Here is a 23,136-nt window from a genome sequence, read left to right as displayed (position 1 = left end):
TGCATCCTATTTTCATAACAAAACTAAAATGAAAAACATGCATCAGACAAATACATTATCAATGCTCAACTCTTTCTCTATCAATAACGACTTAGATAAGATCAAACAAGACGCAGCTGAAAGCTCCTTTATTTTTGATAGGCTCGTTCTCAAAGGACAATCAAACATCCTTTTCGCACCACCTAACGCAGGTAAAACCCTGCTAATCATCAACCAGCTTAAACAAGCCCACACAACAGGGCTTCTTGATGGGTTATCTGTCTTCTATGTTAATGCAGATGACTCTCAAAGTGGCATCATTGAAAAAACAGAAATTTTAGCCGCCATAGGAGTCCATACTCTGGTTCCCGGTTACAACCACTTCAAATCACATTCACTATTAGGAATTTTGGATGGATTAGCGGCCGATGATGATGCGAAAAATGTAGTGCTTATTGTCGATACTCTGAAAAAGTTCGCCGACACCATGGACAAGAAAAACATGCGTAACTTTGGTATTAAAGTAAGCGAGTTTATTCTTAAAGGAGGGACATTTATAGGGCTAGGTCATACCAACAAAAATCGAGATATGAATAATAATCTTGTTTACTCTGGTACGTCAGATCTTATTGAGGATGTTGATTGCATCTACATGATGGACATTGAAGACGAAAACACCGACAAATCAGGACTACAAACGAAACACATCAAGCTGACTAATCAAAAACTTCGGGGAAATAACGCACTCGAACTCACCTACGTTTATACAAAAGCAGAAAGTATGCCGTACCTCGATATGGTTAACTCTGTCCACAATGTAGATTCTGATACGTATACAAGAGAGATGATTTTGCGTTCTGAAGAGCATAACTACAACAGCTACCTTAATAAGCACCACGATGCTATCTCTTTAATTAAAAACTCGTTAGGTCGTATTAATATGGATAAAACTGAGCTAAGGGATTTACTCATCAATAACACAGATTACGGTCGCGATAAGTGTATTGAAATAATTGATAAAATTTCTGGTAAACTTATTGGATTTAAGATGGGTGGAAAAACTGGACGGAAAAAAGTTTACTTTATTCTCACTCACACGTAACTCCTAAACCCGTTTATTCCGTTCTTTACGTTTATTCAATCAACTGAAAGAACGGAATGCCCTAGAGCTTGAGCCAGTTATTAAAACAGGCTCCCCTCCTCCCAAAAATAACATTCGCTTTAGCCCTCCCCTCAAAACCTTCCAGGGCGAGAGCATGAGCGTCTATTTTTTACTCACATCGAATCCTGCCGCTAAAACTTGCTCCGCATATTCCGGTTTCATCCACGCTTTTTTCTGTTTACGTCGAACGCTAAGATTCGACTTTTCTTTCCGTAACGCATTCAGCGCAATGTGTCGTACACACGCTAAATTCTCCGCCGCATTACCGCGATAAATCTGACAAGCATCCTCATTCATGCTTGCATCAAGCACCCAGTGTAAGCTGTTTTCTATTCCCCAGTGATTGCGCACTGCCTCTGCGAATTGTTCCGCGCTAAGCGCTGCCGAGCTGATGTAGTAACGATAATCCAATGACGCTTTCCCTGTTTTGGGCTGCCTATACCCAATCGCGACGCCGATGCTTTTTATGTGTTTCCATTCTGGAAAGTCATGGGCAATTTTTTCTCCCGAGACAACATGATACTCCCGAATGTCAACCCGACCATGTGCTTGCTCTAACTGCACTTCGTTAGCTTCAATTCGTTGTGAAATATGCGCATTCATCGTTGCTGTGACGGCTTTTGCTAGCGTAGGCTGATTGTCTTTTACGGCTAATAAGTAGTCACCTTCTTGTGCGATAATCGTGCTGGCAATGTTCGTTTGACAACCCATTGCATCGATTGAAACCAGACAACCCTTGATATCCAATAACTTAAGCAGCTCTGGGATGGCCGTTATCTCATTCGATTTCTCTGACGTCTTCATCTGGCCAAGTACAAGCTTGTTGGCGGATGAAAAGGCGCTCACCATGTGAATCGTCGAGCGGCGCTGATCACGGTTGTAAGAGCCGCGCAATGTTTTACCATCGATGGCAATCAGTTCGCCCTCAGTCAGCTTGTTAACCGCCTTAATCCAATCGAGAAAGCACTGTTGAAACAGGGTTGGTTTAATGCTCGCTATCACCCGCGCGATGGTATCGTGAACAGGGATACCTTGTCTGAATAACCCTTTGTTTTGGAACCATTTCAAGTGGCCTTTCCCGTAGTCCTCAATATCTTGCCAGCCTTCAGCCCCGCTAATCACCGATATGACGGTTAAAAAGAGAATATCAAAAAGCGGATATTGAATTTTTTGAGACTGTCGTGGGTCTTCTATTTTGCCGAAATATTGAGAAAAAGCATTGGTATTCATGGTGAGCACCCCGTAAAAGGGAGTATAAGATCACAACGTGCTTTGAAGGTCAAATCTTAGTTTTTTAACAAAATGTTCACGATTATAGCGCGTCAATTAGCTTGGCCGATCCAGCGACAATTAACTTGGCCGGTTGAGACTCGGTTTAATTTAGTTTGTTTTGGGCTTCTTTTCGCCTGTAGCTTTCTCCTTTGCATTGCAAAATTTTCGCGTGGTGGATCAGCCTATCGATTGCAGCTACGGTCATCACGGTGTCACTGAATAACTTATCCCAATCTTCGAATGATTGGTTTGAGGTTATTATTAGGCTATATCTTTCATAACGATGCGCGATAAGCTCGAACAAGACGCTAGTTTCTTCTGTACTTTTTTGCACGTAGCCTAGATCGTCTAAGATTAACACTGCAAATCTGTCCAATTTGACTAGGGCTTCTGGCAATCTCAGCTCTTCTTTCGCTTTTTGCAGGTGCTGCACAAGTAGGCTCGCACTCATAAATTTAACTCTATGCCCTTGCTCTACAAGACGATAACCAAGTCCAGCGGCAATATGTGTTTTACCTAAACCACTGGCACCGAACAGCAAGATATTATCTCCTGTTTTCAACCACTCAGCATTATCGGCTAAATGCCAGACTTGCTTCTTGGATAAGCCTTCAACCTCGCTAAAATCATAGGTATCAAGATATTTACCTATTGGTAACGTTGCTTCTTTTAAGCCTCGGTGCAATCGCTTTTGTTCTCTGCAACTGAGTTCTAATTGGCATAATTCAGCTAAGTAACGCTCCACCGGCCAATGCTGCTCTCGTGCTTTCTCAGCCAACGGTTGCCAATGTGGAAGTAAGCTCACTAGCCGAAGCTCTTTGAGAATAATAGGCAACGTTTCAACTGACATATTCATTCACCTCGTCAAGAATTTGCTGATAAGACGCTAAGCTATGTTGTTGTACTTTAGGGTTAAATTCCCACTCTTCGTCTTTTAAAAAACGTTCTTCACAGTCAACTATGTTTGGCCGTTGCCCTAGGTTTATCCCTTCGAGAACGAATCTTCCTACCGCTTCTTCACGATCTGATTTACTGGCGATATTGAGTAACCTAACCATATAAAGACTTGCTTCATCAGCACTTAGTAGAGCATCGACATTCTTCCATATTTGGCGATAGTCTTCATTTGGAAGCAATTGGTCTCGCCATTGGCACCCCCTGAATGCTCGAGGTTTTTTCACTAGTGCACCGATTAAGTGACGATAATTAATTTGATGACCGCGATTATTTGCTGACGTATGTACGCGAGTGAGCGTGGCGGTGTGCACTCCATGGCAATAGATATCTAATTTTTTATCGAAAAGATGCACGCGCAATGTTGCACCGACGAGTCTGGATGGTACTGAATAAGTCACTCGTTTTAACTGAAACGTACTGGTGCTCGATACTTTTACTGGGTAAATTTCGTAATTAACACTTTCAAATTTAGGTAAGGGTTGTAATTGTCGTTGCTCATCGATGAGAAGTGCCATAATACGGCGATTACGTCTTTGGACGACGTCATCAATAAATGTTTCATACTCGTCAATGCTATCAAAGTCACTTGAACCTCGAATAGCCAAAGCTTGTCGGATTTGGTTTTTTAGATGATTGTTGGCGCTTTCAATGGCACCATTTTCATGGGCAATGCCGGTGTTATTTTTAGAAGGTTTGAAACCATAATGAATCGATAATTCTGAAAATCGTTCAGTAAATAATGTTTCGTTGGAATGGTTTTTATAAGCAGCGCTCAAGCTATCCGTTCTGACTTCCTGTGGAACACCATTTGATTGTTCAAAGGCATTTTGTAAGCCTGTAGCAACAGCTACGAAGCTTTCTCCGCCGTATACGACTTGAACGTAACTCCAACCACTTGCAGGTAATCGATAGTTAAAAAATCGATGCTTAAGAGTTGTTCCTCTAATCGTGACAATGAAATCCGCCCAAGTGAAATCCATGATCCCCAACTGACCGAATTCTTTAACTTGGCGAAAAATAACCTCTTTATCTTGGCCATTTATCTGTCGCCATTTTTGAATACGTCGCTCAAGGGTTCGCCTTAGCGTTACAGCGAAAACATCTGAATATTCTTCGCAAAGATAATCAAACACGCCAACAGGAGTAATAGTGTCAGAAAGTTGTAGGAGTGGTAAAACGACGGGGTCCCATACAAGTTCTAGGGGGTCGGTACGAGTACGGTAGTTTCGAGGTTTTGATGGGCCTAATTGTCGCTGGCCGGATTCAATTCGTCTTGCAGAGCGTTCCGAAATGCCAGCTTTGCTCGCCGCAGTAACTTGAAGGTGATCTTTTCGTTTAGACATAAATAGCCTTATTTGTTGATCTGTAATTCGATGACCTGGCACAAAGAACTCCCTTAGAATCTTTGTCCAGAATGTATCAGATCAACCGGCCATTCTAATTGTCGCTGAACCGGTCAGGGTAATTGTCGCGCAATACACGATCTCACCCTGCAAAACCTTCTATCCTACCTCAAACTGAACAGCTCTCTAGCCCTCTCTAACTGTCTGCCCCAAAATATTTTTAGCACTGTGATTATATGTGGTGTTCAAAGACAAAAACCTAGATTTTGGGTAAAATATGGGCAAAAAACGTCATAACCTAACCATAGGCACATCATGGTTCGTGACCACCAACAAGAATAACAAAAACAGCTCTGGAACATCGCCAACACTTTGCGTGTCAATGTGTCTGCCGACGACTTCCGTGATTAAAGTGGAGATACTAAGATTGGAAAACCTTACAAGAATTCTAAAAACACTAGCTCAAGCATACCCGTTAACCAAATATTTTGACTGGGACATCCCAGAGAATTGTCCTTTAATTTTCCCTGATAACCTTTCAAACCAATATGAACGAAACATATATCTTAAACACCATTATAAAGATTACATACCAACGGACGATTCTTTAGAGAGTAAATACTGGATCATTCAAAGTTGGGGGGGGGGATACGCTCTTTTAAATCAAATGAGCGCAATGATTCATTACTTCAAAAGTTGGATTCAGAGCTAAAAGCTTGCAAATTAACACGACCTACGTTTTCCGTAATATCTTCTATTTCAAAGGTAGCATCCTTTGTGAATCACAATGAATATGCCATCTATGATTCTAGGGTAATTTACAGTTTAAACTGGTTGTTATTCAAACATACCAATGCAACCAATTTATACCCACAACCATCAGGGCGTAACGCAGAATTAGCTAAATTTGACTTAATGACCATATTCAACTTATCAAATAAAAATGTAAGTATAAAAAGCCACAAAACAGCATATTTTGAATACTGTTCTTTAATGAAAGTACTTTCAAAGGAAGTATATGGGCAGCCTGAGCCATACCACGTTGAAATGTTGTTGTTTTTGATAGCCACCAAGCATATCGTCTCTGACATTGCTGATAGCATTAAGCTTACTCTGGAAGATACCTGAACTAACAAGTAAGCCGCTTTAACTTTCAATTAGTTCAAGCGGCAACGATTCATCCCTATACCTAAGACATTACAGCCTTTGAACATTGCACCAAATGTTCAAATGTATCATCTTTAATCTTAGACTGATCCGCATGATAATTAATCACCTCTAGAACCGAACGAATATCTATGCTTGGAACGCTTGATAAGGTCGAAACAAAATGTTCTAAAACATTAACGAAGTACAAGTTAACACCTCGTTGACTCCACCATTGGGTCAACTCTGCCCAACTACTCCCCTGTAGTGACCCTCTTGGCCCAACAGCAAAGACTAGAGACTTACTTCCTGACATAACAGCCTTATTAATAGCGTGCTGAACATCTTCTAGTGTGAATGTTTTGTCTTTAACTTCGATAGTATGGATTAATATTCCATTTTCATATACATCAACATCCGACACTTCTTTAGATGACGATCCAGCTTGATTCACTTTATGAACCTTTACATCAAAATTTCTAGACTGAGCAAGCCCCATGGCATTGTATGTAGCACCAACGAGAAGAGCACACGTTTCCCCCTCAAAAGACTGACTTAGCAGTTCATCAGCAAAGCGAATTAAAGAAGTCTGTTGTAATGAAGAATCGTTTGAGGTTAGATAATCAGACAAGTTTCGAGATTTGCGCTGAAATATGTAGTAAACACAATCTTTTAAACACTGATAGGCATGTTCTGAAGAAGTAAGACTACTCAATACACTGATGGTCGTTTCTAGTAATCGAGCATCATTCCCTCTTCTTACTGCGTTTGAAGTCGAAAGCTCTGGATAACGAGCTGGCTTATTCAAGAAAGGTTCATTGGACTCACCTAGCCTTCCTCCAAGCAACTCTCGCTCTATCGGTACCAAAACACCATGACAAATCGAACGTGCATCATAAGCCCCTTGAAGACTTGAACCAGCTTGTAGAGTTACAGCATTACAACTCTCATTGGTTGCCTTCGCAATTAATCCTGTTGTTAATATATAACGATATGTAAGATGCGTCCCAAGAATGACATCCTCAATTTGTTTCGATTGGAGGCTATTTGGTACCCAACTATTTTGGGTTACATCAGTAATTGCTGACCTGAGAACAATATTCGCTTGACTTGAATTGACTGCGACACTCATTGATTTTCTTCCATGTTTGGTTTACGAAGTCACTGCCTTTACCAGATATAACCTCAAGAAAACCTAAAAATTCAATGATGTTTACCTTCGTTTCAATCTTTGAAATGTCAGGTTGTGTAAACCCTAACTTTTGAACAAGCTCTAGCAGTGGAAGACCCTTCTCTTTTCGAGCTTGTGTTAAAAGATCAATAATTCTGCGGTATCTGGAATCATGAATGGTAGATGTTCTATGAGGCTGCATTTCGTAAGTATCGATAGCGATTGCAAAAACTGTAATAGAAGTCGATTAGATACTAAGCTCTAAAATATTCCAAAATCGAATATTTATAATTAAAATAAAGGAGGTATCATTCCGGTTCAAAGTAAAAAACAGCCGTAGCTTTGTTGGTATGGGTGTGGCCTTTCAAAGTGCTGGCTTCAAAGTCCAATCGTCTGCTCATTTATTAAAATTTTGCTCATTCAGATCTAATCCTAAAAAAACAACTACGAAATGCTTCAACCTTTCATTGTGTTGAACCCGGTAGACTTTTAAAAGCTGCTTTAACTCAAAAACATCAACTCGCCTTTCGGCTGTCTCTATCTTTGATACTTCGGACTGAGTCATTCCAAGCTGCTGTGCAACCTCAATCTGAGATAGCCCCAGCCGCTTACGTTCCTCACACAGGCACTGTATAAAAGAACAGTAATCTTGATTGTAAATAGTCTTTGTTCTACTCATAATCTAAATATTATGCTACCATTTATGAAATATTCGAAAATCCAATATTTTGGAGAGAACGTGCCAACAGCAATTTCAATGTTTGCAGGTGCAGGTGGAATGGATGTTGGCGTTGTTAGCGCTGGCTTTACTGTTGTCGCTGCATCAGAACTAGACCCACATGCATCAAATACATATCGTCATAACCATCCTGACACTACCTTAATCGAAGGTGATATTAATGATGAGACAAATTTCGAAAAATTGGTAGCTTACGAAGGTGTCGATCTTGTTGTAGGTGGCCCTCCATGCCAAGGATTTTCTGTTGCAGGAAAGATGGATAAAGATGATCCCCGCTCAAAACTGGTATTTTCATACTGCTCAGTTGTTGAACGAGTAAAGCCTAAGGCTTTTATCATGGAGAATGTTAAAGCACTAGGTTCGTTAGCTAAATTTGAAGCTGTTCGCGAAGAAATATTTAGACGAATGAATAAAGCTGGCTATAACGTTACCATGAACATTCTAAATGCGAAGGAATTCGGGGTACCTCAATCTCGAGAGCGTGTGTTTTTCATAGGTACTAAAGTCGGATTACCCACGGTCGAAATGTCAGCTTTCAATAATTATAGAGTAGAGGCAGTTTCACTTAGAGAGGCAATCTTACATTTAGGTCGCGCAGGCACGACAACAAACCCAAATTTAACAAAAGCAAAGATTACATTAGCCACTAATCCTGTTCTAAGAAAATCTCCGTATGCAGGAATGCTATTTAATGGTCAGGGCAGACCATTAAACCCTGACGCTTGGTCAAGTACACTTCCTGCAAGTATGGGGGGGAACAGAACACCAATTATTGATGAAGATCACTTGTACGATGACAAAGAATCTTGGGTTGAAGAATACCACCGCAATCTAATAGCAGGTAATCAGGATCCTGAATATAAGCAAGTACCACCGCGATTAAGGCGATTAACGATTGATGAAGCCGCAATTTTGCAAACGTTCCCCGAAAGCTATAATTTTTTAGGCCCTCAGTCTAAAGTATTTAGTCAAATTGGTAACGCAGTACCATGTAAACTTGCTGAAGTCGTTGCTCGAGTAGTTCTCGATAGAATTGATAAGAGCAGCACCACAAATGAGTGCCCTAAGCTTGAAAATTTAGAATTAGATCTTGCTATCTAAATAATATACTCAATTAAACTTATTCACTGAGTATCAGTTCGATGCACTAAATCGAAAAGCACCACACGGTGCTTTTAACGAATATTTTTATATGGTGCCGCAACAAGCACTTCTAAGTCGCATGCATAATACAGAAGATTGGCACCACGGCTCACCCATGAATGCTGTGGAACTCTTCATCTGTCCCCCTATCTGTAATAAAACCAGCAACGATCGTTTTTCAATTATCAATTCAGCGACTGTTTCCAACTTAATTTAATTAATACATTGTGATCTGATCCAATACTTTTGGACACCGCGCTAAGTGAGTAAAATGACTTAACGAGGTGAATATGACAACCAAAAAGACCCGCAAGACCCACACGGCTGAATTTAAAGCTGAAGCCCTGAAGTTAGCCGAACGTGTCGGTGTTGCTGAAGCCGCTAGGCAGCTCAAAATCTACGAATCACAACTTTATAACTGGCGCTCTGCCATTGAGAAGAAATCGACAACTAGCCAGCGCGAAGCCGAGCTTGCTGCTGAAGTTGCCAAGTTAAAACGCCAGTTAGCCGACCAAGCTGAGGATTTAGCCATTCTAAAAAAGGCGGCCACCTACTTCGGGAAGAATCAAAAGTAGAACGATTCGAATTTATGCTCGAACACCAGCACCAGTTTCGCCTAAAGCCAATGGCGACAGTGCTTGGCGTGACGCGAAGTGGGTATTATGCCTGGCGAAAATCAAGCAAAGAGCCGAGTACACGCTTGCTCAAACAGCACAGCCGTGATGAGCAAATCAAAGCTTTTTTTGTCCAGAGCAAGGAACGCTCTGGCGCTCGGCGTATTCAAGTCGACCTCGCGGAAGATGGAGAATGCGCTAATTTGAAAACCATTATGAACAGCATGACAAGACAGAATTTAGTGGCTAAAGCAGCCCGTAAATTCAAAACAACAACTGACAGCGACCACCAGCTTTCGGTGGCGCCAAATCTGCTGGAGCAGAACTTCGATGCCAGCGGCCCGAACCAAAAATGGGTCGGTGATATCACGTATCTGATGACAAGCGAAGGCTGGCTATATCTGGCGGTGATTATCGATTTGTACTCGCGCGCCGTGATTGGCTGGTCGATGAGTAATCGCATGACGGCTAAGCTGGCTTGTGACGCGCTGACAATGGCGCAGTTTCGTCGTGGGTTTCCAAAAAAAGTGATTGTTCATAGTGACCGAGGCAGCCAATATTGTTCACATGCGTATCGAGATCTAATTGAAAAAAATCAGCTTATCCAAAGCATGAGCCGCAAAGCCTGCTGCTGGGACAACGCCTGTGCAGAGAGCTTCTTCCATTCACTGAAGGTTGAGGCCATTCAGTACGAGCCGATCATGGACCGGGAAACCATGAAGCACACAGTGTTTGAGTACATAGAAGTTGATTACAACAAAACCAGAAGGCATAGTTCACTTGGCTATTTAAGCCCTGAGAATTTTGAATTGAAAATAGTGCTTAGTTAAGTGTCCAGAGTTAGCGGATCAGATCATTGAAGAACAGAAGCCAAAATAAATTAGCCAGATTGAGCAAAGAAAGAAGCTAACCACAGAAAAGATGACCTTTAGAACTCGCAGAACTATTTTGCCAAGAATTAAAGGAAGACCGGAAGCATGAGCCGAGACGTTTATTCAAGGCTTTAATTCCCCACTTACCTCTAAAAAAACTGAGGCAACTCAGCCCCAATCTGCGACTAGCCTTGATATGCTGGAATTGCTCGAATGACTTCTTTAGCGACAACCTCAACGATCGTCTTCGCCTTCTTTTGTTTTTGTGCCATGATTTTATCGCAGTTTGAGATTGTCAGTGGCGTGATAGGCTCACCCCCAACCAATTCCTCTAACGCTATAGCATCCTCACAGTGCTGAGTGAGCTTAAGCACCCACTGATATCGACATGACCTCTTTTTGATATCTTGTTCAGTTAAGAACCCTGCTTTGACACATAGGTTAATAACTAGCTTATCTATTGTTGTTTCTATGCACTCTTCGAGCCTGACAGCGAGTGTTATTGGGGAAATATACGCCATAGTTTTCTTTAAGTGTAATAACTTAAAACACAAAAACCAAATAGGTTAATCTTTTAGGGTAGTTAAGAAGGGTCACCCTTCTTGCCAGTCGACAACATAAGAACGAAGTGGGTTGTTCTATCTGGAACCACCAATGAATACATATAGCTGCATTCCAGTAGTTTGCAAAATTTAGAATGAATTTGTAAGCTTAAAGCAAATAATCAATATGCTAAAAAACTGGACTGTAATAACCCAACCCGTTCGCTTCGCCAGTGATGGCGTCATGATGCGCGAACGCTATCTACAAAGCCTAAAGCACGCCAATCACAAACATACAGAACGTATCGTATCCATATTCGGTAGCCCAAATACCTCAAACAAAATAGCGCTCGCGGGTGAAGAGTTTCGACTTAATCAACAGATGTATAACCGCCGTGGGGGACGCCCTTTATCGAGCTACGCAGTTGAGTATTGTTTAACTCTTCCTAAAGGCTACCGCCCCACTCATCAGCAATGGCGCGCCATGATTCAAGACTGCTGCATAGCCCTCGCCAAGCTTTGTCAGCTAAATAAAGTTGAGTTCACCCAATATAAACAGCAAGTTCGTGCAGTCCTGCATCAACAACTGCAAAATAGTTCTAAAGGAAGCGGCGACCATGTTCATCTAATCATTGGCAAGGTGATTGGCAATCGTGTGCTTAAAGAGCTTCAACAAAAAAAAGCCACTCGATTGATAAAACAAGCTTTCAATCTCGCAGTATTACAGCACATAGGCATTGACCATCGTAGTTATATTCCAATTGAGCAAGAAAAAGGACGTAGACTTAGCACTTGGCAATATCAGCATGAAAAAGCTAAAGAAGCATTAAAAATAGAAAAACTGTTCAAGCAGATGCAAGCACAATTTGATAAATGGCTAAAAGCTAAAGAAGAGTTCAACGATAGACAAAAAAAGCGACAAGCAAATCGACTCATTAAAACCTATGAATCTATAGAGACCCATGCACTGACAAAACGACAAAAAGAGCAAGTAAATCAAATTAAAGGTTTGATGCTATAACTAAGTGAAGCCCAGGCCCATAAAGAATACTGGTGGGCTACATCACTTTTAGCACTGCATGCATATCCAATCATTATGAGACATAGACGCTACACGCTCAACATACTCCACAAAGTGCTCAAATGTTACAAGCCATGGTGCTTTTTGCGAGTCAGAAAGACGAAAAACGGGAAATGGCAATTCGTTATTACGAGCCTTACGCTTTGCCGTACTAGGCGTAAGCCCCAGATACTCAACGGCAATATCTACAACAGAAATTAGCGGAGCATGATTAAATTTCACAGATATTAAAGAGGCAATACTTGAGTTTGCAAAAGGTACGGTCATCATAATTTTCTCTATGTTGATGAACGTATAGCGACAAGCCATACCTTTAGTATGTACTCAATTTTTTTTGTAATTCCAAATCTTTGAAGAAGTTTTTTGAATAAATTTTTAGACGGTGTAGTATAGACTCGAGAGTGCTACAAGAAATGTGTTGTTGTTTTCTGCCCCTCTCTGCCCTCCACAACAAAGAAGCTAAAGCAAGCCTTTGTTTTACATAAATAAAAAACCATCACACTTCCAATCTAGCATTGGCGCAACGCTAAACACTCTACTTATTGATTTTGAAGACATTTAATACCAACCATTTAATTTAAAACGAGCCACGACCACTAATAGCCGCATATTTTAAATTATTTTGAGATCTTTTTAAGAATTTTCGCTTAATGGTTAAGCATGATTCCTGCTTTTACCCTCACAAAGAGTTAGTCATTGAGTGGATAACACCACTAAAACTTGGCCAGATGATGAAAAACTCTGTGGTTGCAGACTCACTCCCCGTCAGCTAAGTCACATGTTCAGGCTTAATTTGTTATGGTTTTAACGGCTATTTTGAAGTCACACCCGCGCTAAAATTTCGCTAAGTTTCACTTTCAATGGCGATTTATCTTCTATGCTTAGGCCTAATGATATCGTGAGGGTAACTACATGGAAGTTAAATACATCAATCCGTTTCTTGAGTCATTCTTGAACGTGATAAGCACTATGGCCACCATTGAGCTGTCGGCTGGCCGGCCGCGAATCAAGCAAGATGAGATAGCCCTTGGTGATGTGTCTGGGCTGATTGGCATGATTAGCCCACAAGTAAAAGGCTCGCTATCCATAACCTTTGAAAAAGGCTTAGCCCTTAAGATAATGCACAACATGCTGGGGGAGTGCCCCGACCATATCAATGATGAAGTAACAGATATGGTCGGTGAAATTACTAACATGGTGTGCGGCGGCGCCAAAAGGATTTTAGGCGAGAAAGGCTATCAGTTTGAAATGGCCACCCCTATGGTGGTGGCCGGTAAAGAGCATCATATTTCCCATCAAGCTCATGGCAAGAAAATTATCCTGCCCTTCACTAGCCTCAATGGCAAAGCTTTCGTCGAAATTTGTTTCCAAGAAAATGGTTAAAACGGCTGACTAACCATCACCCAGAATTGCGTACTTTCTTGGCTTTTCGCGATTTCAGCACGCACGACTATGCTTTCCACTTCAAAGCGTACACCTGTGCCTAGGGTCCAGTGCATGTCTTGATGCAAACTTGCCGCTGAAAACTCATCGCTGACTTGCCCCGCTTCTGCAAACGCAACCCATTGCCACCAAGGCACTTGATACCACTCAAACACAGGCCAGTGTTGCAATGGTTGCCAATGGGGTTGCACCCGATACTCCATACTATAAAGTAAGGCGCTGCGGCCGCTGAAACGCTTAGCGGAATAACCGCGCAGGCGATCAAAGCCGCCTAAACCAATGCCAGCGTAATAGGGCGGTCGATGAGCTTGACCTTGGTTATCGGTGTCATTCCAGCTCGGGGTATCGGCCAGATACAAATTCAGCGCCATCACTTGCTGGCGAAATAACTCATTGCTACTCAGTGAAAAAAAGGCCGATTGCTCAAGCTCCCACGTGGTCCATGACGGTGCGTCTCTACCTTCAAAGCCATGGCGCAGAGTAAAACTGGTTTCACCACCTTGTGTACTGTTATTCGCTTGGTCACGATTATCCCAATTAAGGAGTAACTCAGCCCCTTGCGTACGCTCTGGAATCATAGACTCTATGCCAAGCTGCTGCGCCCGCGTAAAGGCGGTTAACTTAACGCTAGATACCCCAGAGACTCTTGGGTCCCAACTAATATCCGTTTGCGGCAACATGCTTGGCGCCGCGCCATGAATGCCATGACCTATAGGTAATACATAGCGGGCATGCAGCTTAGTAAAGGATTCATCCCCTGTAGTGATTGCACGCTGTTCTTGCCCTTTATTATCAGGTAAGTAATACACGCCTTCCGTAAAATGCGCTTGATAGGTTTCTGCGCTAAAGAGCCATTGCTCAAGCCCTGGCAACTGATAATTATTGGCTGAAAGATAAGTAACATAACTGTCATTACTTGAATAAAGGCCGATGCCAAAAATACTCGCTTGCACTTGCCCAGCATGCTTAATCACGCCAGCACCACCAAAGGCGGTACTGAGATTTTCACTAGAAAACACAAAAGGCACAGCCGCAAATTCAGGGGGTGACTTAGCATTGGTAGCAGCGGCTTGTTCTAATTGTGTTTGATCTAATTGTGCTTGAGCTAATCCAGTTTGCGCCAGTACAGGCGCAGCAGTAGCCGTTAATAAACACAAGCTAACACTAGCAAAGATGGTTTTATAAGAAGACTTCAAGGCAATTCCTAACAAGATGGCGACGCATAAGCAAAAACGGCGCTAGGCGCCGTTTAATGTCAAAGCAGACGGATTACTCAAAGAACAAACTGACTCGCGGCGTTAACTTAGTCACTAGCTCATAAGCTATGGTACCAATATGCTCAGCGACTTCTTCTACGGGTAAAGCTTGTCCCCACAATAAGACATCATCACCGACGTTATCGCTCGATGCTGGCCCTAAATCGACGGTAAGCATATCCATAGAGACGCGCCCAACAATCGGTACCCGCCGGCCATTAATCCACACTGGGGTGCCAGATGGCGCATTACGCGGATAACCATCGCCATAACCAATAGCCACGACCCCAAGACGAGTATCTTGCGGCGCGCGCCAATAAGCACCATAACCCACTGAATCACCAGCCTTATGGTCACGAATAGCAATTAAGCGTGATTTCAATTCCATCGCCGCCACTAAACCATGATTACTGCCGACATCACCAGTCACAGGTGACACGCCATACATGGCTATGCCAGGGCGAATCCAATCTCGCTGAGTTTGCGGCCAATACAAGGCACCGGCTGAGTTTGCAAGCGAGCGGTCACCATCAAGGGCTTGGGTTAATTCGCAAAATTGATCGTATTGCGCCAGCGTAAACGGATTATCAGGCTCATCGGCGCAGGCAAAATGAGTAATCAAGTGCACAGGTTTAGCCACGTTTTGGCAAGCGAGCAAACGCTGATACACAGCTTCAAATTGCGCCGCAGTAAAACCTAATCTGTGCATGCCGCTGTCTATCTTCAGCCACACAGTCACAGGTTTAGCTAATTGCGCTTGTTCTAACATCTCAAGCTGGGATTCATGATGCACGACTGTGTCGATATCATGCAGCACTAACAAGGGCAGATCTTCTGCTCTGAAAAAACCTTCCAGCAGCAGCAACTTACTTGTTATTAGCCCATGGCGTAACTTCAGGGCTTCTTCAAGGCGCGCGAGGCCAAAACCATCAGCCACGCCATCTAAGGTTCGGGCCACAGGCAGTAAACCGTGACCATAAGCATTGGCCTTCACCACTGCCATAATTCGGCTAGTGGGAGCCACTAATTTTAATTGCGCAAGGTTATGCTGCAGCGCGCTGACACTGATTTCAGCTCTAGGAAAGGGTTTCAAAAATCAACCTTGTTAGTGTTCAGGCCTTAGTCCTCTTCGAACTGCGGTCCTGCATAGTTATCGAAACGGGAATATTGACCTTGGAAAGTTAAACGTACGCGTCCAATGGGGCCGTTACGCTGCTTACCAATAATAATCTCAGCGGTGCCTTTATCAGTAGAGTCATTGTTATACACTTCGTCGCGATAAATAAACATAATTAAATCAGCGTCCTGCTCGATAGAGCCTGATTCACGCAAGTCAGAGTTAATCGGACGCTTATCGGCACGCTGCTCAAGGGAGCGGTTTAACTGCGACAGTGCAATCACAGGAATATCGAGCTCTTTGGCCAAAGCTTTAAGGGAGCGTGAAATTTCAGCAATTTCTAGGGTACGATTCTCAGCTAATGACGGCACTTTCATTAACTGCAAGTAGTCGACCATGATCATCGATAACCCGCCCCAATCACGCGCAACCCGCCGAGCGCGGCTGCGAAGTTCGGTTGGGGTTAAGCCTGAGCTATCATCTATGTACATCTTGCCTTGTTCTAGCATGATCCCCATAGTCGATGATACTCGCGCCCAATCCTCGTCATCCAACTGACCAGTACGAATTTTGGTTTGATCGACGCGGCCAATAGAGGCCAGCATACGCATCATGATCTGTTCTGACGGCATCTCAAGACTGAAAATAAGCACGGGCTTATCTTCATGCATAGCCGCTTGCTCACACAAGTTCATGGCAAAAGTAGTTTTACCCATGGACGGACGCGCCGCCACAATCACTAAATCGCCGCCCTGAAAACCTGTGGTCATTTTATCTAAATCACCAAAACCACTAGAAACCCCAGTCACCCCTTCGTGCGGGTTATTGTAGAGTTTCTCAATCTTATCGACGGTTTTGGCCAGAATACTTTTAATATCCTCAGGGCCTTCGTTGGCATTGGTGCGCGATTCGGCAATTTTAAATACTTTGGTTTCGGCGAAATCTAGCAAAGCACTGGAATCGCGACCTTCAGGGTGATAACCCGCATCGGCAATTTCGTTGGCAACACGGATCATATCGCGCACAACCGCACGCTCACGCACAATAGAGGCGTACGATAGTATGTTACCCGTACTTGGGGTATTTTTGGCGATTTCAGCTAAATAGGCAAAGCCGCCCGCATCATCCAGCAAGCTTTCAACTTCTAGCCCCTCAGACACAGTCACTAAGTCAATCGGGTGACCGGCATCAGTCAATGACTGCATGGCGGTAAAAATAAGCTTATGAGCTCGCGAGTAAAAATCGTCTCGAGATACGGCTTCAGCCACTTTATCCCAAGCCTCAGAATCCAGCATCAAGCCACCCAGTACCGATTGTTCCGCTTCCAACGAATGCGGTGGTAACTTTAAAGCATCAAGCTGAGCATCTCTTGGCTTTCCCTTGGGCTTAAAGGCAGTTTGCTGTGACATTCACGCTCCCAATTACAATGAGTGTTCAAAATATGTTATAACATTGCAGCGTTTTTACGGAATATTTACCGTAACACTCCAAATTTAACCCGTTTACCCTGCCGCATTCTGCGCTTTGCGTCCTCGAGTTATCCCTAATAACTCAAGATGCCTAGTGTTAACTGTGAAGGACATAAAGATAACAATAAGGAAAAGACATGCGCATCACTTTGATTGCAGCTATGGTGGCGGTTTCAACCGCCGCTATGGCTGATGAAGGCCAATGGCAACCTCATCAAATGCCAAGCATTAGCGATAAATTAGTCGCCTCAGGCATCAACATAAGTGCCGACCAATTAGCCGACCTCACTCAGCATCCTATGAATGCCGTTGTCAGCCTCGGCTATTGTACCGCCAGTTTTGTTTCGCCCCAAGGGCTAGTTGTCACCAATCATCATTGTGCCCACGGCGCCATTCAATATAACAGTAAAAAAGAACACAATTATCTCGCCAAAGGCTTCCTGGCAAATCAATTAAATGAAGAACTTAGTGCCGGCCCTAATGAGCAGCTGTTTATTACCGAGGCGGTGGATAATGTCACGACTGCTGTACTTAACAATGTCAGCGAACAAGCTTTAGCGCGCTATGAGGCCATAGAAGCCAACAAGAAAGCCTTAATCAAGGACTGCGAAGTCGATAAGAACTATCAATGCTCAGTACGTAGCTTTCACAATGGCTTGGAATACTACCTCATCAAACAGTTAATTTTACGCGACGTGCGCTTAGTGTACGCGCCGCCTGAAAGTGTTGGCAGTTTTGGTGGCGACATTGATAACTACGAATACCCACGCCATAGCGGCGACTTTACTTTTCTGCGCGCTTATGTCGCTAAAGATGGCAGCCCTGCGGCATTTCATCCCGATAACGTGCCCTATCAGCCTAAGAGCTATTTAGCTATTAATGCCAATGGCGTGAACGCGGGTGATGGTGTGTTTGTGGCAGGCTATCCAGGTGCCACCAGTCGTTATCGCTTAACCTCTGAATTGCTGTTTGCTAAAGACTGGCAATATCCAGCGCAAGCGGCGCGCTTTCAGCGCCAAATTGACACTATTACGGCTATGGGTGAGCAAGACCAAGCCATCAAAATCGCCTACGCCAGCACTTTAGCCGGTAATGCCAATCGCATGAAAAAGCTTAATGGCTTACTCGATGGCTTTAAGGCCACTGATATCATTAGCATTAAAGGCCAGCAACAAGCAGGCTTTGATGCTTGGCTCAGTAAGCAAGCTGCCAATAGAGATGTCAGCAAGCGCTTAGAAACTTTACTGAGCAAACAGCAGCAACAAATTCAAACGCAATTTTATTTCGATAACGCCCAGTCAAGCGCCCTGTTAAGCGCTGCTAATCAACTCTATCGCTGGGCCAAGGAGCAGCAAAAGAGCGATATTGAGCGAGAAACTGGCTATCAAGAGCGCGATAGAAAGCAGTTTAGTGCCGCCTTAGCGCGTTTAGATTCACGCTTTATTAGCGAAGTTGATAAAGATTTGTGGCGGCAAGACATTAACGCTTATATCGGCCAAACGAATCGAGTCGAGGCGCTCGATAAGTGGCTTAATGTCGATGCTGATGCCCTCAATGCCAAGCTTGACGCTATGTATGCAGAAACCCGCTTAACCAATAAAGAGCAGCGCTTAGGCTGGATGGAAAAATCCGCCAGTGAATTTGAAGCCAGTCGCGATCCTTTCATTCGTCTAGCGGTCGCCTTATACCCAAGCAACATGGCAAACGAGCAAAAAACCAAAGAGTTAGTCGGTGAGCTTACTATGGCTCGCCCTGCCGTCATGCAAGCCATTATTGATTATTACCGCGCTAACGACTGGCCCGTGTACCCTGATGCCAACGGTACCTTAAGAATTAGCTATGGCAGTGTCGATGGCTATCAATCGGCTGACGGCCTGTATAAGCAGCCTTTTACTCGTCTTGAAGGCATTAAGGCCAAGCACACTGGAGAATCACCATTTAATGCCCCAGACAAATTACTGAATGCCATTAATGCCGGCAATCTTGGTCAGCATAAGGTGACGAGTGTTTATCAAGACCCACGCGGCTGGTTGTGTCGACTCGTGTCATGCGCTGCAACCCCTGAGCAATTTAACTCAGTGCCAGTGAATTTCCTCTCCAGCGTGGATACTACCGGTGGCAACTCAGGATCCCCAGTATTTAACGGTCAAGGCCAATTAGTAGGATTAAATTTTGATTCCACTTATGAAGCCATCACTAAGGATTGGTTCTTTAATCCAACCATAACCCGCGCCGTACATGTGGATATTCGCTACATCTTATGGATGATGGATAAGGTGGATAACGCGCAGAACTTATTGGCGGAACTTACAATAGCAAGGGATTAGCCAAATAATGCAGAGAGTAACTGAGTAACTGAGTAACTGAGTAACTGAGTAACTGAGTAACTGAGTAACTGAGTAACTGAGTAACTGAGTAACTGAGTAACTGAGTAAAGCCTGTGCCACGACGCTATGCTTAGCAAACATTTATGCCTAAGCATGGAGTACATCCACAAAAAATAGGCAAAAAAAAACACCGCCGCAGCGGTGTTTTTATTCGTCGGTGTTAATTAAGCTTCTGCAACAACAGTTACTTTAACAACAGACTTAACTTCGGTGTGCAACTGAACTTCAACTTCGAAGTCGCCAGTGTTGCGCAGAGCGCCCAGTGGCAGACGTACTTCAGATTTAGCCAGAGCAACGCCAGCAGCAGTAACTGCATCAGCGATATCACGGTTGCCAACTGAACCGAACAGCTTACCTTCATCGCCAGCTTTAGAAGCAATAACAACTGCTCCTAAGGCAACGATCTTTTCAGCACGTTCGTTAGCAGCAGTTAATTCTGCAGCTAATTTAGCTTCCAGCTCGGCGCGGCGAGCTTCGAAAACTTCAGTGTTAGCAGCGTTAGCTACAACTGCTTTGCCTTGTGGCAGCAGGTAGTTACGAGCATAACCGGCTTTAACAGTAACTTTGTCACCCAGGTTGCCCAGGTTCGCGATTTTATCAAGCAAAATAACGTTCATTATCAATTCCTCTAAATATGACTAGGAGTCAATACCGATTACTGAAGATCAGTGTACGGCAGCAGTGACAGATAACGAGCACGCTTGATAGCGCGAGCCAGTTGACGCTGGTATTTAGCACTAGTACCAGTGATACGGCTAGGAACGATTTTACCGCTCTCAGTGATGTAGTTTTTCAGGGTAACAATATCTTTGTAATCGATCTCAGTAACACCTTCAGCGGTGAAACGGCAGAACTTACGACGACGGAAATAACGTGCCATGGTGACAGTCTCCTAAGATTTCAATTCGACATTTTCAGCATGGAGAACCAAACGGTTTTGCCCGTTTCGGCTTTGCTGCAGATTAATAAATCCCTGCACCTCGATCTCCACACCGGCTTTTAGTTTGTCTGCGACGCTTAAAAAGCGCTCTCCACTTAAAATCACCTGTATCTGGCAATATACATTGCGCAACATTTCGGCTTGATAACGCTGAGACTTATGTTCCAGAGTTAACACCCAATGGCTAATGCCAGCAGGACTGTCAAATTGTCTTGAGCGCACTATGCTCCCAGACATAGACAGATGATTCAGTGACACAGATAAACTTACTCAGCAGATTCTTCAGCGTTTTCAGTAGCTTCGTCACGGTCAGATGAGAAAGAACGACGTGAGTCGCGCTCTTCTCTGGCCTTAGACATTGGAGAAGCTTCAGTGATGGCTGCTTTAGTACGCATTACCATGCTACGCAGAACGGCGTCGTTGAAACGGAAAGCAGTTTCCAGTTCTTCGATTACTGCAGCAGTTGCTTCTACGTTCATCAGAACATAGTGAGCTTTATGCAGGTCTTGGATTGGGTAAGCCAGTTGACGACGGCCCCAATCTTCCAGACGATCAATTTTGCCGTTAGCTTCGGTGATTAAACCTGTGTAACGCTCGATCATGCCTGGTACTTGTTCACTTTGATCTGGGTGAACCATAAATACGATTTCGTAATGACGCATTTATTGCTCCTTACGGTTAGGTAGCCTCGGTTTTGGCTCAGTCGGACCAATTGGAGGCAAGGAACGAAATATAGTGACTGATTAAGGAGCGCGATAGTACAAAAACCCTGCCATAAACTCAAGCATTAATCGCCAAACTATCTAAATTTGCTACTTTGCCCCACAGAAGTTAATCGGTATTATGATCATCAATAGGTTTGCAACTCTTTGCAGCTAAGGTCATAGCCACCACACCATAAGAAAATATTCATGCCTAAGACATTTAAGACGCTGTTGGCTTTAGGCCTTTTTTCAAGTAACGCTTTGGCCTTAGTGCCGCCCGATTACCAAGAGCCACCGAGCGATTTTACCGCCGAAGTTGAGGCGGGATTTCAGCTCAATACCGGCAATACCGAATCTGCTAGCTTTAATGGCCGCACTAAACTTGAATATGACACAGTAAACACCACCCAAACCGCTGTGTTTAAAAGCTATTTTTCATCTGAAAATGAAGTCACTAAATCTGAGAAATATGACTTTCAGCTGCAGTCTAACTACAAGCTTGATGGTGGTTATGTGTTTGGCCGCGGTGATTTTACTTGGGATGAATTTGGCTCTTATACCAAAATCGTCACAGTATCGACGGGTTATGGTTTTGATGCCGTTGATTTACGCAACACTAAATTGAGCTTAGAAATAGGCCCAGGTTATCGTTATAACGTGCCGTTTGCCGTGGATAGTAGCGATGGCGAAGTGCTGGCAGAGCGCGATTATATTTTACGTACCGCCGCCAAATTTGAGCAAAGGTTTCATGAGTATTCGAGCATGGCTGCCGATCTTACCGCTGAAACCGGTGAAAACAACAATACCTTGACCTTGGACATGGGCTATAAAAATACCATGTTTCAGGACTGGGCATTTAAGATAGGTATCAACGTTAAATACACTGAGCGCGTGCCAGAAGGCACTAAGCCCACAGATACCATTACCACCTTTAATCTGCTCTATACCTTCCAGTAATAGCCAAAAAAAAGATGAGCTAGGCTCATCTTTTTTATGACGTTAACTCAAATTCGACTACTGCCTATTTAAGCTAAAGCGCATGGGCGCTAAGACCAAATTAGGCTAAACGTTGGCGCACGGCTTCAAATAAACAAATACCGGTAGCAACTGACACGTTCAGGCTTGAAACACTGCCCGCCATAGGGATTGAAATCAAGCTGTCGCAAGCTTCGCGGGTTAAACGGCGCAGGCCCTTGCCTTCAGCCCCCATAGCAATAGCTAATGGTCCCGTCAGCTCGGCTTGATACAAGGTACCATCCGCTTCGCCAGCTGTGCCAATTATCCAAATACCTTGCTCTTGTAAATAACGCATAGTGCGCGCCAAGTTAGTTACTTGGAACAATGGCACGATTTCCGCGGCGCCGCAGGCCACTTTAGTCACAATCGAAGTAATACCTACAGAGTTATCTTTAGGTACTATGATGCCTTGCACGCCAGCGGCATCGGCATTACGTAAACAAGCGCCCAAATTATGCGGGTCTGTTACGCCATCTAAGATCAATAAAAATGGCTTATCTGTGGCTTTTAACAGTTCAGCTAAATCATGCTCACTCAGGATTTTCGCCGGCTTTACGCGGGCAACAATACCTTGATGTTGGCTGCTGGCCGTTTTTTCATCCAGTACTTTGCGCGACATTTGCTGCAAAGACACGCCATATTCTTGCGCCTTAACAATCAAGGGGGTAACTCTATCATCCACTCGACCTTGCAGCAGATATAACTCGAGCACGCGCTCTGGGCTGTTTTCGAGGACGGCGCTTACGGCATGAATGCCAAACACTAATTCTTGCTTTTTCATT

Annotated in this window: 22 protein-coding genes; 8 read left to right on the top strand and 14 right to left on the bottom strand. The window is 43.7% G+C overall.

What is annotated here, in order from left to right:
- Positions 1–28 precede the first annotated feature (28 nt).
- Complete coding sequence (locus FJQ87_RS04525; RefSeq protein WP_140930938.1) at positions 29–1,081, top strand: hypothetical protein; 1,053 nt, start codon at positions 29–31, stop codon at positions 1,079–1,081.
- Between the two features lie 162 nt (positions 1,082–1,243).
- On the opposite strand, the gene FJQ87_RS04520 is transcribed toward FJQ87_RS04525, so the two are convergent.
- The 3 genes from FJQ87_RS04520 to istA all read right to left on the bottom strand — a co-directional run bounded on the left by FJQ87_RS04520 (position 1,244) and on the right by istA (position 4,755).
- The gene (locus FJQ87_RS04520; RefSeq protein WP_140930936.1) at positions 1,244–2,371 is read right to left on the bottom strand and encodes an ISAs1 family transposase; all 1,128 of its coding nucleotides are present in this window, start codon (positions 2,369–2,371) and stop codon (positions 1,244–1,246) included.
- Positions 2,372–2,516: 145 nt separating this feature from the next.
- A complete protein-coding gene (gene istB / locus FJQ87_RS04515) occupies positions 2,517–3,263 on the bottom strand; it encodes an IS21-like element ISSba11 family helper ATPase IstB (RefSeq protein WP_011839978.1) in 747 nt (248 codons plus the stop codon).
- Entirely contained in the window at positions 3,253–4,755 is a 1,503-nt protein-coding gene (gene istA / locus FJQ87_RS04510; protein ID WP_140930934.1) for an IS21-like element ISSba11 family transposase, read from the bottom strand. The genes istB and istA overlap by 11 nt, the downstream gene beginning before the upstream one ends.
- A gap of 735 nt (positions 4,756–5,490) precedes the next feature.
- On the opposite strand from istA, the gene FJQ87_RS18660 reads away from it, so the two are divergent.
- Positions 5,491–5,841: a hypothetical protein gene (locus FJQ87_RS18660; RefSeq protein WP_206194367.1), complete on the top strand. Its 351-nt coding sequence runs from the start codon at positions 5,491–5,493 to the stop codon at positions 5,839–5,841.
- 61 nt (positions 5,842–5,902) lie between these two features.
- Here FJQ87_RS18660 and FJQ87_RS04500 read toward each other — a convergent pair whose 3' ends face one another.
- Positions 5,903–6,991: a restriction endonuclease, SacI family gene (locus FJQ87_RS04500; RefSeq protein WP_140930931.1), complete on the bottom strand. Its 1,089-nt coding sequence runs from the start codon at positions 6,989–6,991 to the stop codon at positions 5,903–5,905.
- A 778-nt stretch (positions 6,992–7,769) separates the two neighbouring features.
- Here FJQ87_RS04500 and FJQ87_RS04490 point away from each other — a divergent pair.
- Positions 7,770–8,870: a DNA cytosine methyltransferase gene (locus FJQ87_RS04490; RefSeq protein ID WP_206194366.1), complete on the top strand. Its 1,101-nt coding sequence runs from the start codon at positions 7,770–7,772 to the stop codon at positions 8,868–8,870.
- Positions 8,871–9,202: 332 nt separating this feature from the next.
- Positions 9,203–10,356, top strand: a protein-coding gene (locus FJQ87_RS04485) for an IS3 family transposase (RefSeq protein WP_140930925.1) whose coding sequence is annotated in 2 segments (ribosomal slippage) — positions 9,203–9,446 and positions 9,446–10,356 — 1,155 coding nt in all. Because the reading frame shifts where the segments join, the coding sequence is not laid out codon by codon here.
- A gap of 227 nt (positions 10,357–10,583) precedes the next feature.
- Here FJQ87_RS04485 and FJQ87_RS04480 read toward each other — a convergent pair.
- Positions 10,584–10,919 carry a hypothetical protein gene (locus tag FJQ87_RS04480; RefSeq protein ID WP_140930923.1) on the bottom strand — a complete coding sequence of 112 codons (336 nt, stop codon included), beginning with the start codon at positions 10,917–10,919 and terminating at the stop codon, positions 10,584–10,586.
- 208 nt (positions 10,920–11,127) lie between these two features.
- On the opposite strand from FJQ87_RS04480, the gene FJQ87_RS04475 reads away from it, so the two are divergent.
- Complete coding sequence (locus FJQ87_RS04475) at positions 11,128–11,961, top strand: hypothetical protein (protein WP_140930921.1); 834 nt, start codon at positions 11,128–11,130, stop codon at positions 11,959–11,961.
- Between the two features lie 48 nt (positions 11,962–12,009).
- On the opposite strand, the gene FJQ87_RS04470 is transcribed toward FJQ87_RS04475, so the two are convergent.
- The gene (locus FJQ87_RS04470; protein ID WP_140930919.1) at positions 12,010–12,291 is read right to left on the bottom strand and encodes a pyocin activator PrtN family protein; all 282 of its coding nucleotides are present in this window, start codon (positions 12,289–12,291) and stop codon (positions 12,010–12,012) included.
- A 642-nt stretch (positions 12,292–12,933) separates the two neighbouring features.
- Between FJQ87_RS04470 and FJQ87_RS04465 the strand changes: the two genes are divergently transcribed.
- Positions 12,934–13,404 (top strand): chemotaxis protein CheX, encoded by a 471-nt coding sequence (locus tag FJQ87_RS04465; RefSeq protein ID WP_140930917.1) that lies wholly within the window; start codon positions 12,934–12,936, stop codon positions 13,402–13,404.
- On the opposite strand, the gene FJQ87_RS04460 is transcribed toward FJQ87_RS04465, so the two are convergent.
- The 3 genes from FJQ87_RS04460 to dnaB form a co-directional block, all read right to left on the bottom strand.
- A complete protein-coding gene (locus FJQ87_RS04460; RefSeq protein WP_240778831.1) occupies positions 13,401–14,660 on the bottom strand; it encodes a BamA/TamA family outer membrane protein in 1,260 nt (419 codons plus the stop codon). The two genes, FJQ87_RS04465 and FJQ87_RS04460, sit on opposite strands and share 4 nt — an antisense overlap.
- Before the next feature lie 73 nt (positions 14,661–14,733).
- Positions 14,734–15,813: an alanine racemase gene (gene alr, locus FJQ87_RS04455; RefSeq protein ID WP_140930915.1), complete on the bottom strand. Its 1,080-nt coding sequence runs from the start codon at positions 15,811–15,813 to the stop codon at positions 14,734–14,736.
- Positions 15,814–15,839: 26 nt separating this feature from the next.
- Positions 15,840–17,246 (bottom strand): replicative DNA helicase, encoded by a 1,407-nt coding sequence (dnaB, locus tag FJQ87_RS04450; protein WP_140930913.1) that lies wholly within the window; start codon positions 17,244–17,246, stop codon positions 15,840–15,842.
- Positions 17,247–17,443: 197 nt separating this feature from the next.
- Between dnaB and FJQ87_RS04445 the strand changes: the two genes are divergently transcribed.
- Positions 17,444–19,633, top strand: coding sequence for a S46 family peptidase (locus FJQ87_RS04445; RefSeq protein WP_140930911.1), 2,190 nt, complete (start codon positions 17,444–17,446; stop codon positions 19,631–19,633).
- 224 nt (positions 19,634–19,857) lie between these two features.
- Here FJQ87_RS04445 and rplI read toward each other — a convergent pair whose 3' ends face one another.
- From rplI to rpsF, 4 genes are read right to left on the bottom strand one after another with little or no spacing between them, the layout of a single operon-like run.
- On the bottom strand, positions 19,858–20,310 hold the full coding sequence (gene rplI / locus FJQ87_RS04440) for a 50S ribosomal protein L9 (protein WP_140930909.1): 453 nt from the start codon (positions 20,308–20,310) through the stop codon (positions 19,858–19,860).
- Positions 20,311–20,348: 38 nt separating this feature from the next.
- Complete coding sequence (gene rpsR, locus FJQ87_RS04435) at positions 20,349–20,573, bottom strand: 30S ribosomal protein S18 (protein ID WP_140930907.1); 225 nt, start codon at positions 20,571–20,573, stop codon at positions 20,349–20,351.
- A 12-nt stretch (positions 20,574–20,585) separates the two neighbouring features.
- A complete protein-coding gene (gene priB, locus FJQ87_RS04430) occupies positions 20,586–20,891 on the bottom strand; it encodes a primosomal replication protein N (protein WP_140930905.1) in 306 nt (101 codons plus the stop codon).
- Positions 20,892–20,899: 8 nt separating this feature from the next.
- Positions 20,900–21,295, bottom strand: coding sequence for a 30S ribosomal protein S6 (rpsF, locus tag FJQ87_RS04425; RefSeq protein ID WP_140930903.1), 396 nt, complete (start codon positions 21,293–21,295; stop codon positions 20,900–20,902).
- A gap of 249 nt (positions 21,296–21,544) precedes the next feature.
- Here rpsF and FJQ87_RS04420 point away from each other — a divergent pair, with 249 nt between their 5' ends.
- Positions 21,545–22,294 carry a DUF481 domain-containing protein gene (locus FJQ87_RS04420; protein ID WP_140930901.1) on the top strand — a complete coding sequence of 250 codons (750 nt, stop codon included), beginning with the start codon at positions 21,545–21,547 and terminating at the stop codon, positions 22,292–22,294.
- A 100-nt stretch (positions 22,295–22,394) separates the two neighbouring features.
- Here the strand turns inward: FJQ87_RS04420 and rlmB are convergent, their stop codons facing one another.
- The gene (rlmB, locus tag FJQ87_RS04415) at positions 22,395–23,135 is read right to left on the bottom strand and encodes a 23S rRNA (guanosine(2251)-2'-O)-methyltransferase RlmB (RefSeq protein ID WP_140930899.1); all 741 of its coding nucleotides are present in this window, start codon (positions 23,133–23,135) and stop codon (positions 22,395–22,397) included.
- Position 23,136 lies beyond the last annotated feature (1 nt).

Source organism: Shewanella sp. SNU WT4 (assembly GCF_006494715.1).
GTDB lineage: Bacteria > Pseudomonadota > Gammaproteobacteria > Enterobacterales > Shewanellaceae > Shewanella.
Note: the sequence above shows the minus strand (reverse complement) of the source record. Positions and strands in the feature narration are given on the sequence as shown.